Source organism: Mycobacterium sp. SMC-8 (assembly GCF_025263565.1).
GTDB lineage: Bacteria > Actinomycetota > Actinomycetes > Mycobacteriales > Mycobacteriaceae > Mycobacterium.
This window is the reverse complement of sequence record NZ_CP079865.1, coordinates 6004503-6022115: the sequence shown is the minus strand read 5'-3', so window position 1 is coordinate 6022115 and position 17613 is coordinate 6004503. Positions and strand designations below refer to the sequence as shown.

At 69.0% G+C, this 17613-nt stretch carries 9 protein-coding genes; 7 read left to right on the top strand and 2 right to left on the bottom strand.

Translation table 11 applies throughout. From position 1 onward, the window contains the following. Positions 1-2 precede the first annotated feature (2 nt). Complete coding sequence (locus KXD97_RS28865; protein ID WP_260754415.1) at positions 3-668, top strand: 2-C-methyl-D-erythritol 4-phosphate cytidylyltransferase; 666 nt, start codon at positions 3-5, stop codon at positions 666-668. On the opposite strand, the gene KXD97_RS28860 is transcribed toward KXD97_RS28865, so the two are convergent. After that, a complete protein-coding gene (locus KXD97_RS28860; protein ID WP_260754414.1) occupies positions 637-1353 on the bottom strand; it encodes a 2-C-methyl-D-erythritol 4-phosphate cytidylyltransferase in 717 nt (238 codons plus the stop codon). The genes KXD97_RS28865 and KXD97_RS28860 overlap by 32 nt on opposite strands. 121 nt (positions 1354-1474) lie before the next feature. On the opposite strand from KXD97_RS28860, the gene KXD97_RS28855 reads away from it, so the two are divergent. Further along, positions 1475-2671: a low temperature requirement protein A gene (locus tag KXD97_RS28855; RefSeq protein ID WP_260758197.1), complete on the top strand. Its 1197-nt coding sequence runs from the start codon at positions 1475-1477 to the stop codon at positions 2669-2671. On the opposite strand, the gene KXD97_RS28850 is transcribed toward KXD97_RS28855, so the two are convergent. After that, positions 2668-3924, bottom strand: coding sequence for a nitrate/nitrite transporter (locus tag KXD97_RS28850; RefSeq protein WP_260754413.1), 1257 nt, complete (start codon positions 3922-3924; stop codon positions 2668-2670). The two genes, KXD97_RS28855 and KXD97_RS28850, sit on opposite strands and share 4 nt — an antisense overlap. A 329-nt stretch (positions 3925-4253) precedes the next feature. Here KXD97_RS28850 and KXD97_RS28845 point away from each other — a divergent pair, with 329 nt between their 5' ends. The 5 genes from KXD97_RS28845 (at position 4254) to KXD97_RS28825 (ending at position 17560) form a co-directional block, all read left to right on the top strand. Continuing rightward, positions 4254-4994 carry a MerR family transcriptional regulator gene (locus KXD97_RS28845; RefSeq protein ID WP_260754409.1) on the top strand — a complete coding sequence of 247 codons (741 nt, stop codon included), beginning with the start codon at positions 4254-4256 and terminating at the stop codon, positions 4992-4994. 651 nt (positions 4995-5645) lie between these two features. Continuing rightward, a complete protein-coding gene (locus KXD97_RS28840; RefSeq protein ID WP_260758196.1) occupies positions 5646-14858 on the top strand; it encodes a type I polyketide synthase in 9213 nt (3070 codons plus the stop codon). A gap of 22 nt (positions 14859-14880) precedes the next feature. Next, positions 14881-15273: a holo-ACP synthase gene (locus tag KXD97_RS28835; protein ID WP_260754407.1), complete on the top strand. Its 393-nt coding sequence runs from the start codon at positions 14881-14883 to the stop codon at positions 15271-15273. A 104-nt stretch (positions 15274-15377) separates the two neighbouring features. Next, positions 15378-16196 (top strand): formate/nitrite transporter family protein, encoded by an 819-nt coding sequence (locus KXD97_RS28830; RefSeq protein WP_260754404.1) that lies wholly within the window; start codon positions 15378-15380, stop codon positions 16194-16196. Positions 16197-16222: 26 nt separating this feature from the next. Further along, a complete protein-coding gene (locus tag KXD97_RS28825; RefSeq protein WP_260754403.1) occupies positions 16223-17560 on the top strand; it encodes a dipeptidase in 1338 nt (445 codons plus the stop codon). The last annotated feature ends 53 nt before the right edge of the window (positions 17561-17613 follow it).

The following is a 17613-nucleotide window of genomic DNA, read 5'->3' as shown; positions in this document are numbered from 1 at the left end:
CCGTGACCGTGACGGCGATTTTGCCCCTGCCCGAGGACGGTGAGCAGCACCGCGACGCGGTGTTCACCCCGGTGTGCGGCAAGTCCCCGCTGCTCCGGATCGTCGGCGCGCTTACCCGGACCTGCGACGTCGTGATCGCCGCGGCCCCCCGCCATTCCGACGTCGTGCGCGAGGCCCTTGCCGCGACGGAGTTCTCGGCGGTCCGCGTCGTCGCCGCCGACACGCCGGGCACCCGCGCGCAGTGCATCGCGGCGGGCCTGTCGGCCGCGGCCGACGGACCGGTGCTGCTGCACGATCCGGCCTGGCCGCTGATCGCCGACATGATGCTCGACGCGGTGGTCTCGGCGGTGCGCGGCGGTGCGGCCATGGCGCTGCCGATCCGTCCGGTGACCGACAGCGTGAAAGCCGTCGACGCGCACGGCACGGTCACCGCGACGATCGACCGGTCCCTGTTGCGCACCGTCCAGTACCCGCGCGGATTCGACCACGCGGTGTTGCTCAGGTTGCTCAGCACCGGCGAGCCTTTCGACGAACTGTCGGCCGCACTGGCCGCAGACGTGGCGCTGACGCTTGTCGACGGCGACACCGACGCCATGAGATTCGAGCTGCCCGCAGAGGCGGCTTTCCTGGCCGCGCTCATCGAGGGTCGGCAGGACTCCCCGCGTTGATCAGAAGGTGGTGCGCCACCGCGACGTCACGGGCGTAGGTGACCTTGAGATTGTCTGTGCGGCCCCGGAACGTCCGGACCTCGACCCGGGTGTAGCGCTCGACGCACGACGACGTGTCGGTGCCTTCGAAATCGTCGCGCGAGGCGCTGCGGTAGGCGTGCAGCAGGTCGCGTGCGCGGAAAGCCTGGGGGGTCTGGACCCGGACGAGCAACGCGTCGTCGGCCACGCGTTTCAGGCCGTCGCCGCCCGCCCGCGCCACATCCCGGATCGGCAGCGCCGGCAGCGCGCCACCGAACTGCCGGGCCAACGTGATCGCCTCGACGAACATGCCGGGCCCGGCCAGCGGGCGCGCGGCGTCGTGAATGACGACGACGTCCACGGCCCCGGCCTCGATGTCGTCGGCCAGATACCGCACCACGTTGGTCTCCGACGCGTGCCTGCTGTCCCCACCCTCAACGAATTCAACTGTGGTGCAGTCGATCTCGTGCTTCAGGGTGTCACGTGCGAGCTCGAACTCGCCGCGGCGGTGGACAAGTACCGTGCGGGCGATGTCGGGGAGGTTGATCAGCGTGTCCAACGACCAGGCCAACATGCTGCGGCCCGCCAACGGAAGGTAGGCCTTGTTGCCGTCGGCGCCGACCCGGGTGCCCAGGCCCGCGGCCAACACCACTCCGACCGCGTTCATGGCCGAACCTTATCGTGGCACGCCGGCAGGCGCCGCTACGCTCTGCCCCACGTTCAAAAGGAGAGAGCCCGTGAGCGAGCAAGTGCACGTATCCACCGGTCGAGCGCACCGAACCCGGCCGATGTCCGGGCGGGACACACACGAGCCGGGGCGGACCGCCACGCCGCTGGAGCTGCTGTTCGATCTGACGTTCGTGATCGCTTTCGGGATCGCGGCCTCGGAGTTCGCCCATCTGCTCGCCGCAGGGCACGTCGTGCCGGGCCTGGCCGGATTCTTCTTCGCGATGTTCGCGGTGTGCTGGGCGTGGATCAACTTCAGCTGGTTCGCATCGGCGTACGACACCGACGACTGGCCCTACCGGCTGACGACGATGCTGCAGATGGTCGGCGTCATCGTCCTGGCGCTCGGATTGCCCCAGATGTACTCGTCGATCGAACACGGTGGGCACGTCGACAACACGGTGGTCGTCGCCGGATATGTCGTGATGCGGGTCGCGATGGTCGCCCAGTGGCTGCGTGCCGCCGGGCAGGACCCGCTGCGCCGCCGAGCCTGCTTGACCTACGCGCTGTGGATCATGATCGCCCAGATCGGGTGGGTGCTGGCGATTTTCGTCCATACCTCGGTGCCGGTGACCGCCGCGATCGTGGTGTCGCTGGTTCTCGTGGAGGTGACGGGGCCGGTGGTCGCCGAATGGCGTCAGGGTGGAACACCCTGGCACGCCCATCACATCGTCGAGAGGTACGGGCTGTTCACCATCATCGCACTTGGAGAAGGGGTCGTCGGCACGGTGGCGTCCTTGACGGCGGTCGTCGGTGCGCAGGGATGGTCGGTCGAGGCCGTGTTCGTCGCCGTTGCGGGAACGGGATTGACGTTCGGAATGTGGTGGATCTACTACATGTTCCCCCACGCCGAGATCCTGCACCTACGGCGAGAACGCTCCTTCTGGTTCGGCTACGTGCACATTGTGGTGTTCGCCTCGATCGTGGGCACCGGCGCGGGATTGCACGCGGCGGCCTACTACATCGAGCACCACTCGGCGCTGTCTTCGGTCGCCACCGTGCTTGCGGTGGCCGTACCCGTGGGTGTCTTCATCGCGACGGTCTATGTCCTGTACGCGGCCATGACGCGGACCGTGGACCTGTTTCACGTCGTCATGGTCGTGCTGACCGCCGCCGTACTCGCCGTGGCGGTGATGCTGGCCGACCGCGGGATCTCGATGGCCAACTGTCTGCTGGTGGTGACACTGGCCCCGGTGGTTTCGGTCGTCGGTCACGAACTGGTCGGGCACCGGCGCGTCGCGGCGGCGGTCGAACCCTAGGCTTCGATCCCCTCTAGCAGCATCCGGTCGTCTTGGGCGCGCAGCAACCGCCGTGCCTTGCGCCGCGTGATCAAGATGCCGATGACGGCGAGCGCCCATACGACGTACTGAAGCGTCCAGGCGGTGCGGAACGAGTCGAACGAGATTCCGCCCGCGGCCTCCATCACCAGGCCCATCGACTGCATCAGCAACAACGACGCGATGAACCCGCCCATGTTGACCATGCCTTGCGCGGTGCCCAGCGTCGCACCCGAATTGAAGGTCCTCGCGAAGTCGAAGCCGACCATCGAGCCGGGACCGCCCACCGAGATCACCATGACCAGCGCCACCAGCAACCACAGCGGCGCCGCGTCCGGCAAGGCGAGCACCACCGACCACGCGATCGCGTTGCTGGCGATGATGATCAGCACCATGCGTGATCGGCGGTGCGGGTAGCGCCCGGTCAGGAACCCGATTAGCACTCCCGCGCCGATGGCGGTGACCACCGACAGGCTCAGCAGGCCGCCGGCCAGACCCGGCGACAACCCCTGCGTTTCGGTCAGATAGGGCAGTCCCCACATCAGCGCGAACACGGTGATCGAGAACTGGGTCCCCATGTGGGTGAAGAATCCCAGTCGGGTGCCCGGGCGCAGCCACACCGTCTTCACGCTGCGCAGCGTCTCGCGGACCGTCATCGCCTCCGAGGTGCTCTTCGAACCGTCCGGGGTGTTCCTGACGACGGCCAGCGTCAACACGAGCGACAGCACACCCACCGCCGCAGCGGAGACATAGGCCACCGACCATCCCGAGGCGGACAGCAGCGCCAGGAACGGAACCGCGGACAGCACCTGGCCCAGCTGTCCGCAGATGCCGGTCAGCTGCGTGACCACCGGGATCTGCCGTGGGGGAAACCAGTGCGGGACCAGACGCAGCACGGAGATGAACGTCACCGCGTCGCCGAGCCCGACCACGGCGCGGGCGGCGATCGCCGTCGGCAGGGATTCGGTGAACGCGAGCGCCATCTGCCCCGCCGCCATCAGGGCCGCCCCGGAGGCGATCAGCGCTCGCGACCCGAACCGGTCGAGGAGCAGGCCGGCGGGCACCTGAGCCCCCGCGTACACGACGACCTGGAGCACCACGAACGTCGACAGCAGACTGGGACCCGCGGAGAATCGGTCGGCCGCGGCCAGGCCCGACACCCCGAGCGTGGTGCGAGCCAGCACTGCGACGATGTACGCGAACAGCCCGGTGGCCCACACGATCCACGGACGCACGCCCACACCTCCCGCCGTGCTTTGTCTTAATGTCCTGCTCTGGCTGCGAACAGCTCATCCTCCCGTACCCCGCCCCGTCAGTGCCAATCGAATTCCGGCCGGAGCCGGCTTGCGGTGGCGTCAGAGTTGGCTGAATCTGCAGTTGTCGGCATAGAAATTTCACACGGTGCAGTATTTGCGCTGATAGTCGTATCGTCGACGACCTACACTGCTCGAAAAGCCGGTGTGCATTTACTTCGCTCGTAGCGTCGATCCGCGGGTAAAGTGGTGCAATGCACGATCGCGGCCGTGGATCAGCCCGCCGCTTCGGATGTGGGGGGCGGTGACGCGTGGCTGAGTACCGGCTGGAAGATCTGGCGCGGGAATCCGGCATCAGCGCCAGGAATATCAGGGCCTACCGGGAGCGAGGTCTGCTGGACCCCCCGCGGCGGGTCGGACGTTCAGCGCTGTACGACGACTATCACCTGTCCCAGCTCAACACCATCAGTCAGCTACTCCGGAAGGGCTACAACTCGGCTCACATCGCCGAGTTCTTCGCCAGCATGCGCCAGGGCACCGATCTGGCCGACATCCTGGGGCTGCAGCAGGCTGTGCTCGGCGAAGGGACACCGGAGCCCGAGTCCGCCCCGGCAGCCGTCGCGATCGACGCCGACAGCGAGGAGGCTCGCAAGCTGGCCGGCTACGGACTGGCCGAGATCGAGAACGGCCGGGTCGTGATGACCGACGGTGCTGCTGCCGACATCTTGGCCCATTCGCCGGATCCCGCGCTGTATGTCCGGGCGCTCCTGAGGTTTGTCGAAGCCGCCGAGGATTCGGTCGACGACCTGGCCGAGGCTTTCGTGACGAGTCTCGAAGAGCTCTACCGGACCCGGATCGGCGCCGACTACCTCCCGCGGCCGGACGAGATGGACGAGATCCGCCGGGCGGTTCAGGACTATCGCGCGCTGGGGGAGCAGGTGATGGTCACGCGGTTCGACCAGGCCACCCGCCGCTGCATGGTCGCTTCGGCCTCCGAATACACCGCCGGGATCCTGCTCAGCGGCGCCTGGGAACCTCGTCGAGGCGCCTGAGGGGCCCGGCGAATCGGCCCGCAGTCCGGGCGCTGTGGACGGAACGGCTGCATCCTTACCCGTCGGTAGGGTATTCCAGCAAACATGTATCCGCCGAGCGAAAACAGGACCACACACTTTCGACGATCTTGTCGTCTGTGTGTGCCGACGGGCGACGCGACGTGCGAACGAAGATTATCAGATAACGATTGTGTAACAATGCTGCTTTGAACTGCACTTCTATCCTACTCAACCGTAACCACCCGCATGCAGGACGTTTGTCATGGATAACCCGCGGGCGGTTCGGAGCCCCCATTATGTAGCGCACTGTTACCGGTGCGTAGAACTCGCCAGTAACCATTTAGGGCGGGAAACTGGGGCAGTCTCTTATGACACTCTTAGTACGGCTGAAGTGTCCGATGTGCGGGCCCCTTAGAGAGGAAGGGCGACTGTGCCCTCCAGGGACCGCCGCCGACACCAGCAGGATTCGACGCCGAATCGCAGTGGCCGCACGGGCAGTGCGGACCATCCACGACGAGCCCACCAGCCCGAGACGACCGTGAACACGCGATCGCAGCGCGATTGAAGGACCTGAGGAGAACACAAGACGTGACGATCAACGACCAGCACCGTGCGGCCACCAGCTCTGACGGCCAGACAGACTTCGAGCCCTTGTCGGGTACGCACGCTCTCGTCGATCGGCTGCACTCCGGCGAGCCCTACGCGGTGGCGTTCGGCGGCCAGGGCGGTCCGTGGCTGGAGAACCTCGAAGAGCTCGTCAACTCCGCCGGAATCGAATCCGAGATCAGCCAGCTGGTGGCCGAGGCCGAGCTGCTGCTCGAGCCGTTGGCTCGCGAGCTGGTGGTGGTCCGGCCGATCGGCTTCGAGCCGATGAAGTGGATCCGCGCGCTGGCTGCCGACGAGCCGCTGCCCGCCGCCAAGGACCTCACCACCGCGGCGATCTCGGGGCCCGGCATCCTGCTCACCCAGATGGCGGCCCAGCGCGCGCTCAAGCGTCAGGGCCTCGACCTCGACGCGCACCCGCCGGTGGCCATCGCAGGTCACTCCCAGGGCGTCACCGCCGTGGAGTCACTGAAGGCCGGAGGCGCCCGCGATGTCGAACTGCTGGCCATCGGTCAGCTGATCGGTGCGGCCGGCTCCCTGGTGTCCCGGCGCTGTGGCATGGTCGGCCGCGGCGACAAGTCGCCGATGGTGTCGGTCCTCAACGTCGACCCCGCCCGCATCGCCGAGCTCCTCGACGAGTTCGCCCAGGATGTCCGTACGGTGCTGCCGCCGGCGCTGTCCATCCGCAACGGCCGGCGCTCCGTGGTGATCACCGGGACCCCCGAACAGCTCGCCCGCTTCGAGCTGTACTGCGAGAAGATCACCGAGAAGGAAGAGGCCGAGCGCAAGAACAAGGTCCGTGGCGGCGCGATCTTCCGCCCGATCTTCAACCAGCTCAACGTCGAGGTCGGCTTCCACACGCCGCGCCTGGCCGGCGGCATCGACCTCGTCAACGAGTGGGCGTCGCGCACCGGCCTGGACCGCGAGCTCACCCGCGAGCTCACCGAGGCGATCTTCGTCAACCCCGTGGACTGGGTCAGCGAGGTCGAGGGCCTGGCCGCCGCCGGCGCCAAGTGGATCGTCGACCTGGGGCCCAGCGACACCGTCACCCGCCTGACCGCGCCTGTGATTCGCGGTTTGGGCATCGGCATCGTCGCGGCCGCCACCCGCGCCGGCCAGCGCAGCCTGTTCACCGTGGGCGCCGCACCCGCGGTCGCACCGGCCTGGTCGAGCTACGCACCCAAGCCGGTCGCGCTGCCCGACGGTTCGGTGAAGGCGTCGACCAAGTTCACCCGGCTGACCGGACGCTCGCCGATCCTGCTCGCCGGCATGACGCCGACCACCGTGGACGCCAAGATCGTCGCCGCCGCCGCCAATGCCGGCCACTGGGCCGAGCTGGCCGGTGGTGGTCAGGTCACCGAAGAAATCTTCGACGCCCGCATCGAGGAGCTGACCCAGCTGCTGGAGCCGGGCCGGGCGATCCAGTTCAACTCGCTGTTCCTCGACCCGTACCTGTGGAAGCTGCAGGTCGGCGGCAAGCGGCTGGTCCAGAAGGCCCGTCAGTCGGGCGCCCCGATCGACGGCGTGGTCGTCACCGCGGGCATCCCGGACCTCGAAGAGGCCGTCGACCTGATCGAAGAGCTCCACACCGTCGGCATCAGCAACGTGGTGTTCAAGCCGGGCACGGTCGACCAGATCAAGTCCGTGATCAAGATCGCCGCCGAGGTGCCCGGCCGTGACGTCATCGTCCACATCGAGGGCGGTCGCGCCGGCGGCCACCATTCGTGGGAGGACCTCGACGACCTGCTCCTGAGCACCTACGGCGATCTGCGCAAGCACGCGAACATCACGATCTGCGTCGGCGGCGGCATCGGCACCCCGGAGCGGGCCGCCGAATACCTGTCCGGCGAATGGGCCAAGCCCTACGGGTTCCCGGAGATGCCGGTCGACGGCATCCTGGTCGGCACCGCCGCGATGGCCACCCTGGAGGCCACCACGTCGCCGGCGGTCAAGCAGCTGCTCGTCGACACCAACGGCACCGAGACCTGGGTCGGGGCGGGTAAGGCGATCAACGGCATGGCCAGCGGCCGCAGCCAGCTCGGCGCCGACATCCACGAGATCGACAACACCGCGTCCCGGTGCGGCCGCCTGCTCGACGAGGTCGCCGGCGACGCCGACGCCGTCGCCGAGCGTCGCGACGAGCTGATCGCCGCCATGGCCGCCACCGCCAAGCCGTACTTCGGCGACGTCGGCGACATGACCTACCTCCAGTGGCTGCAGCGTTACATCGAGCTGGCGATCGGAGACGGCGACAGCACCGCCGACACCGCCGGGGTGGGCAGCCCGTGGCTGGCCGATACCTGGCGGGACCGCTTCGAGGAGATGCTCAAGCGCGCCGAGGCCCGTCTGCATGAAAAGGACTCAGGCCCCATCGAGTCGCTCTTCGTCGGCGCCGAAGGCCAGGCGCTGTTGGACAACCCGGACACCGCGGTCGCCGCGCTGCTGGCCCGTTACCCGGACGCCGAGGCGGTCCGGCTGCACCCGGCCGACGTGCCGTTCTTCGTGACCCTGTGCAAGACCCCGGGTAAGCCGGTGAACTTCGTGCCGGTCATCGACAAGGACGTCCGCCGCTGGTGGCGCAGCGACTCGCTGTGGCAGGCTCACGACGCCCGCTACACCGCGGACCAGGTCTGCATCATCCCCGGCACCCAGGCCGTCGCGGGCATCACCCGGGTCGACGAGCCGGTCGGAGAGCTGCTCGACCGCTTCGAGCAGGAGATCGTGGACCGCATCCTCGGTTCCGGTGCCGAGCCGGTTCCGGTGGTGTCGCGCCGTCAGGCCCGGGCCGATGTCAGCGGTCCGCTCGCGGTGGTGCTCGACTCGCCCGACGTGCTGTGGGCCGGACGCACCGCGATCAACCCGGTGCACCGAATCGGGGCCCCGGCCGAGTGGCAGGTCAACGACGTGCCCGGAAAGCCCAGTGCGACGCACCCCAACACCGGTGCCCGGCTGGAGCAGAGCGTTGACGGCTCCGGAAATGTGTCGGTGACGCTGAGCGTGCCGCTGTCCGACATTTGGATCGACATCCGCTTCACTCTGCCGGCGGCCACCGTCGACGGCGGCGCCCCGATCGTCACCGTCGAGGACGCCTCGACGGCCATGCGCGCGGTGCTGGCCATCGCCGCGGGTGTGGACGGGCCGGAAGCCCTTCCGGCAGTTGAAGACGGGACCGCGACCGTGTCGGTCGAGTGGGATCCGGAGAAGGTCGCCGACCACACCGGTGTCACCGCCACCTTCGGTGCCCCGCTGGCGCCCGGTCTGACGCTGGTGCCCGACGCGCTGGTCGGTCTGTGCTGGCCGGCGGTGTTCGCCGCGATCGGTTCGGCGGTCACCGACCACGACTTCCCTGTCGTCGAGGGGCTGTTGAGCCTGGTGCATCTCGACCACGCGGCCCACCTGCTGCAGAAGATGCCCGCGACGAAGTCCGAATTGACCGTCACCGCAACGGCTTCGGCCGCCACCGACACCGAGGTGGGCCGCGTCGTCCCGGTGGAGGTGACGATCGCCGACGCCGAGGGCACCGTCCTGGCCACGCTGGGTGAGCGGTTCGCGATCCGCGGCCGCACCGGGGCGGCCGAGTTGGCCGACCCGCCGCGCGCGGGTGGGGCCATCACCGACAACGCAACCGACACCCCGCGCCGCAGGCGGCGCGACGTGGTGGTCAACGCGCCGGTCGACATGAGCGCCTTCGCGGTGGTCTCGGGTGATCACAACCCGATCCATACCGACCGGGCCGCCGCACTGCTCGCCGGCCTCGACTCGAACATCGTGCACGGCATGTGGCTGTCGGCCGCCGCGCAGCACGCGGTCACCGCGACCGACGGCCGCGCCACCCCGCCGGCCCGTCTGGTGGGCTGGACCTCCCGCTTCCTCGGGATGGTGCTGCCCGGCGACGAGATCGAGTTTCGGGTCGACCGTGTAGGTATCGACCGCGGCGCCGAGATCATCGAGGTGGCGGCCAAGGTCGGCGGCGAACTGGTGATGTCGGCTACCGCGCAGCTGGCGGCGCCGAAGACCGTCTACGCGTTCCCCGGCCAGGGCATCCAGTCCAAGGGCATGGGGATGGACGTGCGGGCCCGGTCCAAGGCCGCGCGCAAGGTCTGGGACACCGCGGACAAGTTCACCCGCGACACCCTGGGCTTTTCGGTGCTGCACGTGGTGCGGGACAACCCGACCAGCCTGATCGCCTCCGGTGTGCACTACCACCACCCCGAGGGTGTGCTGTACCTGACGCAGTTCACCCAGGTCGCGATGGCCACGGTGGCCGCCGCCCAGGTCGCGGAGATGCGCGAGCAGGGTGCGTTCGTCGAGGGTGCGATCGCCTGTGGTCACTCCGTCGGCGAGTACACCGCGCTGGCTTGCGTGTCCGGTGTCTACGAACTCGAAGCGCTGCTGGAGGTCGTGTTCCACCGCGGCTCCAAGATGCACGACATCGTGCCGCGTGACGCCCAGGGCCGGTCCAACTACCGGCTGGCGGCCATCCGCCCGTCGCAGATCGACCTGGACGACGCCGACGTCAAGGGATTCGTCGCCGAGATCTCCGAGCGCACCGGTGAATTCCTGGAGATCGTGAACTTCAACCTGCGCGGTTCGCAGTACGCGATCGCCGGCACCGTCGCCGGTCTGGAAGCCCTCGAAGAAGAGGTCGAGCGGCGCCGCGAGATCTCCGGCGGCAAGCGGTCTTTCATCCTGGTGCCGGGCATCGACGTGCCGTTCCACTCAAGCGTGCTGCGGGTCGGTGTCGCCGACTTCCGCCGGGCGCTCGAACGTGTCATGCCCACGGACGCCGATCCGGAGCTGCTCATCGGGCGCTACATCCCGAACCTGGTGCCGCGGCCCTTCACGCTGGATCGTGACTTCGTCCAGGAGATCCGCGATCTGGTGCCCGCGGAGCCGCTCGACGAGATCCTCGCCGACTACGACACGTGGCGTAACGAGCGGTCGCACGAGCTGTGCCGCAAGCTTGTGATCGAACTGCTGGCCTGGCAGTTCGCCAGCCCGGTGCGCTGGATCGAGACCCAGGACCTGCTGTTCATCGAGGAGGCCGCCGGTGGTCTCGGCGTGGAACGGTTCGTCGAGATCGGCGTGAAGAACGCGCCGACGGTCGCCGGCCTGGCCGCCAACACGTTGAAGTTGCCGGAGTACTCGCACAACACCACCGAGGTGCTCAACGCCGAGCGGGACGCCGCGGTGCTGTTCGCGACCGACACCGACCCGGAACCGGACCTCGAAGACGATGCTGCGGAGACCGCCCCGGCAGCGGAAACCGCACCGGCAGAAGCGGTTTCGGTCGCGGCAGCGCCCGTCGCACCGGCGCCGGCCGCGGCTCCGGCCGGTGGACCGCGCCCCGACGACATCGCCTTCGACGCCGCCGACGCCACCACGGCGCTGATCGCGCTGTCGGCCAAGATCCGCATCGACCAGATCGAACCGCTGGACTCGATCGAGTCGATCACCGACGGTGCGTCCTCGCGGCGTAACCAGATGCTGGTCGACCTCGGGTCGGAGCTGAATCTGGGCGCGATCGACGGCGCCGCCGAGGCGGACCTGGCCGGACTGAAGGGGCAGGTCACCAAGCTGGCCCGTACCTACAAGCCGTTCGGTCCGGTGCTGTCGGACGCGATCAACGATCAGCTGCGCACGGTCTTCGGGCCGTCGGGCAAGCGGCCGGCCTACATCGGCGAGCGGGTCAAGAAGACCTGGGAGCTCGGTGACGGCTGGGTCAAGCACGTGACAGTCGAGCTCGCCCTCGGCACCCGGGAAGGCTCCAGTGTCCGCGGGGGAGCACTGGGTGGTCTGCACGATGGTGCGCTGGCCGACGCCGCCGCGGTGGACAAGGCGATCGACGCTGCGGTGGCCGCTGTCGGCGCCCGCCGCGGTGTGCCGGTGTCGTTGCCCTCCGCTGCCGGTGCCGCCGGCGGGGTGGTGGATTCCGCCGCGCTCGGTGTGTTCGCCGAGAAGGTCACCGGACCGGACGGTGTGCTCGCCTCGGCGGCCCGCACCATCCTTGACCAGTTGGGCCTGGGCGCACCGTTCGTGACGCCGGAGGCTTCGGCTGACGCCGAGCTGATCGACCTGGTGACCGCCGAACTCGGTTCGGATTGGCCCCGCCTGGTGGCGCCCGTGTTCGACGGCCGCAAGGCGGTGCTGCTCGACGACCGGTGGGCCAGCGCCCGTGAGGACCTGGTCCGCATCTGGTTGATGGACGAAGGGGACATCGACACCGACTGGGCACGTCTTTCGGAGCGCTTCGAGGGCGCGGGCCACGTGGTCGGCACCCAGGCCACCTATTGGCAGGGCAAGGCACTGGCCGCGGGCCGCAACGTGCATGCGTCGCTGTACGCCCGCGCCGCCGCCGGTGCGGAGAACCCGGGCAAGGGCCGCTACCACGACGAGGTCGCCGTGGTGACGGGCGCGTCGAAGGGTTCGATCGCCGCATCGGTGGTCGCGCAGCTGCTCGACGGAGGCGCCACGGTGGTGGCCACAACGTCCAGGCTCGACGACTCCCGGCTGGCTTTCTACCGGCAGCTCTACCGCGACAACGCGCGCTTCGGAGCCAAGCTGTGGGTGCTGCCGGCGAACATGGCCTCCTACAGCGACATCGACGCGCTGGTCGAGTGGGTGGGCACCGAGCAGACCGAGAGCCTCGGGCCCAAGTCCATCCACATCAAGGATGCGCTGACCCCGACATTGCTGTTCCCGTTCGCCGCGCCGCGGGTCGGTGGCGATCTGTCGGAGGCGGGCGCGCGCGCCGAGATGGAGATGAAGGTGTTGTTGTGGGCCGTGCAGCGGCTCATCGGCGGCCTGTCGCAGATCAGCTCCGACCGCGACATCGCGGCCCGGCTGCACGTGGTGCTGCCGGGGTCTCCGAACCGAGGGATGTTCGGCGGCGACGGTGCGTACGGCGAGTCGAAGGCGGCGCTGGACGCGGTCGTGTCCCGGTGGAAGGCCGAGACGTCGTGGGCGCAGCGCGTCAGCCTGGCGCATGCGCTGATCGGCTGGACCCGAGGCACCGGCCTGATGGGGCACAACGACGTCATCGTCGACGCGGTCGAGGAAGCGGGCGTCACCACCTACTCGACCGAGCAGATGGCGAGCATGCTGCTCGACCTGTGCGACGTGGAGACCAAGGTGGCCGCCGCCCGGGAGCCCGTGCAGGCGGACCTGACCGGGGGCCTGGCCGAGGTCGAGCTCGATCTGTCGGCGCTGGCAACCAAGGCGCGTGACGAGGCGACGTCGGCCCCGGCCGACGAGGCCGACGAGGACGCGGCCGCCGATCATCTGATCGCCGCGCTGCCGTCCCCGCCTCGCCCGGTCACCCCGGCGCCGGCGCCGGAGTGGGCCGATCTCGATGTCGACCCGGCCGACCTGGTCGTCATCGTCGGCGGGGCCGAGCTGGGCCCGTACGGATCGTCGCGCACGCGTTACGAGATGGAGGCCGACAACGAGCTGTCGGCGGCCGGCGTGCTGGAGCTGGCGTGGACCACCGGCCTGATCAAGTGGGAGGACGATCCCAAGCCCGGTTGGTACGACACCGAATCCGGCGAGCTGGTCGACGAGTCCGAGTTGGTGGAGCGCTATCACGACGAGGTCGTGAGCCGCTGCGGCATCCGCGAATTCGTCGACGACGGTGCGATCGATCCCGATCACGCGTCCCCGCTGCTGGTCAGTGTCTTCCTGGACAAGGACTTCCGGTTCGTGGTGTCCAGCGAGGCCGATGCGCGCGCCTTCGTGCAGTTCGATCCCGAGCACACGGTGGCCCGTCCGATCCCGGATTCCGGCGACTGGGAGGTGATCCGCAAGGCGGGCACCGAAATTCGCGTGCCCCGCAAGACGAAGCTGTCGCGGACGGTGGGCGCGCAGATCCCGACCGGTTTCGACCCGACCGTGTGGGGCATCAGCCCGGACATGGCCACGTCGATCGACCGGGTGGCGCTGTGGAACATCGTCGCGACCGTCGATGCGTTCCTGTCCTCGGGCTTCACGCCGGCAGAGCTGATGCGCTGGGTGCACCCGAGCCTGGTGGCCTCCACACAGGGCACCGGCATGGGTGGTATGACCTCGATGCAGACCATGTATCACGGCAACCTGCTGGGCCGGAGCAAGCCGAACGACATCCTGCAGGAGGTCCTGCCGAATGTTGTTGCCGCACACGTGATGCAGTCCTACGTTGGCGGTTACGGCGCGATGGTGCACCCGGTCGGCGCCTGTGCCACGGCCGCGGTGTCGGTCGAGGAGGGTGTGGACAAGATCCGCCTCGGCAAGGCCGAGCTCGTGGTGGCGGGTGGCTTCGACGACCTGACGCTGGAGGCGATCATCGGCTTCGGTGACATGGCGGCCACCGCCGACACCGAAGTGATGCGGGCCAAGGGAATCAGCGATTCGAAGTTCTCCCGGGCCAACGACCGGCGCAGGCTCGGCTTCCTGGAGGCCGAGGGTGGCGGCACGGTGCTGCTGGCCCGCGGCGACCTGGCGCTGAAGATGGGTCTGCCGGTGCTGGCGGTGGTCGGCTACGCGCAGTCCTTCGCCGATGGTGTGCACACCTCCATCCCTGCCCCCGGGCTCGGCGCGCTGGGCGCCGGGCGCGGCGGAAAGGACTCGGTGCTCGCACGCTCGCTGGCCAAGCTGGGGGTGGGTGCCGACGACATCGCGGTGATCTCCAAGCACGACACCTCGACGCTGGCCAACGATCCCAACGAGACCGAGCTGCACGAGCGGCTCGCGGACTCGCTGGGGCGGTCCGAGGGCGCGCCGCTGTTCATCATCAGCCAGAAGAGCCTGACCGGGCACGCCAAGGGCGGCGCGGCGGTCTTCCAGATGATGGGCCTGTGCCAGGTCCTGCGCGACGGCGTCATCCCGCCCAACCGCAGCCTGGACTGTGTCGACGACGAGCTGGCCACCTCGGCGCACTTCGTGTGGCCGCGGGAGACCCTGCGGCTGGGTGAGAAGTACCCGCTGAAGGCGGGTCTGGTCACCAGCCTGGGCTTCGGTCACGTGTCGGGTCTGATCGCGCTGGTGCACCCGCAGGCCTTCCTGGCGACGCTGGATCCCGAGCAGCGGGCGGACTACAGTGCCCGCGCCCAGGAGCGGCTGCTGGCCGGACAGCGCAGGCTGGCCTCGGCGATCGCGGGCGGCCGTCCGATGTTCGAACGGCCGGCGGACCGGCGCTTCGACGGTGATCTGCCGGAGAAGACCCAGGAAGCCGCAATGCTGCTGGACGCGGCGTCGCGGCTCGGCGAGGACGGCGTGTATCGGCGTTGAACCGTGAGATAGGTTGCAGCCCGTGGGCATCGTCGGGATAGGTATCGACCTCGTTTCGATTCCGGAGTTCGCCGAACAGGTGGATCGGCCCGGGACGGTGTTCGCCGAGACGTTCACCCCGGGCGAGCGGCGCGACGCCGCCGACAAGAGTTCGTCGGCGGCGCGCCACCTCGCGGCGAGGTGGGCGGCCAAAGAGGCGGTGATCAAGGCCTGGTCGGGGTCGCGGTTCTCGAAGCGGCCGGTGCTGCCTGAGGCGATTCACCGCGACATCGAGGTCATCACCGACATGTGGGGCCGGCCCCGGGTGCGGCTGTCCGGCGCGGTGGCCGAACACCTCAAAGAGGTGACGATCCACCTGTCGCTCACCCACGAGAAGGACACGGCCGCGGCGGTCGCCGTCCTCGAGGAGCGCTGAGAAGCGCCAGCCTCACCGGCGAGGGTGTGTGTCGAGCCCTCGTGGGTTGGCGTGCGGGCTTTCGGGTATCCGGGCGGATCACCCAGCCGCACCGGGAGGTCGACGTGTCCGACACAAGCCAGCGCGAACTCGGGGATTCCGACAGCCCCATCGAGGACGAACTCGAATACGCGTTCCGCAGGATGGTCGACGAAGGCACTCAGCGGCTCCACCGCAGCTGGCGTGAGGTGCTGGTCACCGGCTTCTTCGGCGGCACCGACATCGCGGTCGGGGTGTTGGCCTACCTTGCCGTGCTGAATGCCACTCACCAGCCGCTGCTGGCGGCACTGGCGTTCTCCGTCGGCTTCCTCGCGCTGCTGCTCGGCCGCAGCGAGCTGTTCACCGAAGGGTTTCTGATACCCGTCACCACCGTCGCGGCCAAGCGTGCCAGCGTCGCGCAGCTGATCAAGCTGTGGAGCGGCACGCTGGTCGCGAATCTGGTCGGAGGCTGGGTGCTGATGTGGCTGATCATGACGGCGCTGCCGCGCCTGCACGAGCAGACCATCGAGTCGGCCGGACACTACGCGACCGCGCCGCTGTCCGCGGAGACCGTCGCGCTGGCGCTGCTCGGCGGCATGGTCATCACGCTCATGACGCGCATGCAGCACGGCACCGACGCGATGGTCGGCAAGATCGCCGCCGCGGTCGCCGGCGCCTTCCTGCTGGCGGGCACGCAGCTGTTCCACTCGATCCTGGACTCGCTGTTGATCTTTGGGGCGCTCGCCACCGGTCGCGCGCCGTTCGGTTATCTCGACTGGCTCGGGTGGTTCGGCTACACGGTCGTCGGCAATGTCGTCGGCGGGCTGCTGCTGGTCACGCTGCTGCGGCTGCTGCGCAGCAAGGACCGTCTGCAGGAAGAGCGTCACGACGCCGAGACACCTTAAACACGGGAACGGCTAACCTCGACGCCATGAGCGATCTCGTCCAGCGCGTCCGCGACGTCCTGCCCTCTGTGCGTGCCGATCTGGAAGATCTGGTGCGCATCCCGTCGGTGTGGGCCGATCCGGCGCGGCGTCCCGAGGTGCATCGCTCGGCCGAAGCGGTGTCGAAACTGTTGTCCGAAGCCGGGTTCGGTGATGTCCGGATCGTGGCTGAGGGCGGCGCGCCTGCGGTGATCGCCCGGCACCCGGCACCCGTTGGGGCCCCGACGGTGCTGCTGTACGCCCATCACGACGTCCAGCCCGAAGGCGATGTGTCCGAATGGCACACGCCGCCGTTCGAGCCGACCGAACGCCGGGGCCGGCTCTACGGACGCGGCACTGCCGACGACAAAGCCGGAATAGCAACGCATCTGGCAGCCTTCCGGGCGCACGGAGGCAACCCGCCGGTCGGGGTGACCGTGTTCGTCGAGGGGGAGGAGGAGTCCGGCTCGCCGTCGTTGGGGCGCGTGCTCGCGGCGCACCGCGACGAGCTGGCCGCCGACGTGATCATCATCGCCGACTCGGACAACTGGAGCACTGAGATCCCGTCGCTGACGGTGTCGCTGCGCGGATTGGCCGACTGCGTGGTGGAGGTCGCCACCCTCGACCACGGCCTGCACTCGGGTATGTGGGGCGGTGTGGTCCCTGACGCGCTGTCGGTGCTGGTGCGCTTGTTGGCCAGCCTGCACGACGACGACGGCAACGTCGCGGTCGAAGGCCTGCACGAGGCAGTAACAGCCGATGAGGATTTCCCCGACTACTCGCCGGAGCGGGTGCGCGCCGACACCGGCCTGCTCGACGGCGTGCACGAAATCGGTTCGGGCTCCGTGGCGCAACGGCTTTGGGTAAAACCGGCGATCACCGTCATCGGCATCGACACCACACCGATCGCGCAGGCGTCGAACACACTGGTACCGCGGGCGCGGGCGAAGGTGAGCATGCGCGTCGCACCCGGCGGGGACGCCGCCGAGCACCTCGCCGCGCTGACCCGGCACCTGGAGCGCCACGCCCCGTGGGGCGCGCAGGTGACGGTGACGCCCGGTGATCTCGGCGAGCCCTACGCGATCGAGGCCAACGGCCCGGTCTACGACGCGGCGCGCATCGCGTTCCGCCAGGCTTGGGGCCACGACGCCGTCGACACCGGTGTCGGCGGGTCCATCCCGTTCATCGCCGAATTCGCCAAGGCCTTCCCCGACGCCAAGATCCTGGTCACCGGTGTCGAGGACCCGGACACCCAGGCGCACAGCATCAACGAGAGCCTGCATCTCGGGGTGCTGGAACGGGCGGCGACGGCCGAGGCGCTCCTGCTGGCCGGGCTGGCCCCGTAATCGGGCGCCTCGGGTGAACCGGCGTCCCCGCCGGGAAGATCGCCGCCGACAGG